We start from the raw sequence: 923 nt of genomic DNA on the forward strand, positions 1-923 counted from the left end.
CTGTATGGGTTCACCCTGAAGGCAAAAAGGAGTGGGGCAGGCTGGTTGATGAGATGACGAAAACAGGTGTTGTCACTGGGTTCGACTATATTGGCTTGTCTACGCTGTGCAATATGTGGGGCGAATACGTCGAAGGTGTTCAAACTGGCGAACCTGTCAGTGTGGCCCATATCACTCAAATGCGTTTGTACCTAGTCGAGTTCGGTATGACCCCAAGCAGTCGCAGTAAAGTATCGGCTGGCGAGGGTGAAAAAGACAATAATCCCTGGGATGATTTTTGAGCCAGGCTTATAGGGCTAGAATGTTGCCCAGCTAGTTGCCCAATAGATTTTTTGAGGTATAAAAAAAGGGCCTACATTGCTGTAAGCCCTTATTTCAGTGGCAGGTAAATGGCAGGTATTTATCCATTTATGCTGACATCCCTTATAAATAGGGACTTAATGGCGGAGGGACAGGGATTCGAACCCTGGGTGCCTCTCGACACGCCGGTTTTCAAGACCGGTGCTTTCGACCACTCAGCCATCCCTCCTGAAGTCTTTTTGGGTGGCCCCAGTGTCAGGATTTACTGGGGTTCACCTTGAGGGAAGCCCTCAAAAAGTGCGGCAGATTATACCTAGGTTTCATTTGCACACAAGGGCGAAACCCAACGAATTTACCTCCTGCTTGCTATGTATTATCACGTTACTTTTTTATTCTATTTAATCACTGATTCTGTTGTTTTCTCATCGTGTTTAAGTCTTGCGTTGTTGCCGAGGGTCGTTGCTGGGACGAGTGTGCTGAGACGGTTCTACAGCAACTGGTGATGGCATCGATGTGTTTAGCGGTTGTGACGGTGCTTGTGTGCGTGTATCGCTAACAATAGATACTTTACCTATAGGCTTCGGTTTATTTCTTGGGTCATTGCTGGCACGAGCAGAAGTAGG

General features: G+C 47.5%; 1 tRNA gene and 1 pseudogene. One reads left to right on the top strand and one right to left on the bottom strand.

The window, feature by feature from the left end:
• Positions 1-281: pseudogene (locus V7756_RS18885) on the top strand (P27 family phage terminase small subunit); the annotation flags it as partial.
• Positions 282-441: 160 nt separating this feature from the next.
• On the opposite strand, the gene V7756_RS18890 reads toward V7756_RS18885, so the two are convergent.
• Positions 442-529 (bottom strand) — tRNA-Ser (locus V7756_RS18890).
• Between the last annotated feature and the right edge of the window lie 394 nt (positions 530-923).

Origin of the sequence: Halopseudomonas sp. (assembly GCF_036961105.1) — a bacterium.
GTDB lineage: Bacteria > Pseudomonadota > Gammaproteobacteria > Pseudomonadales > Pseudomonadaceae > Halopseudomonas.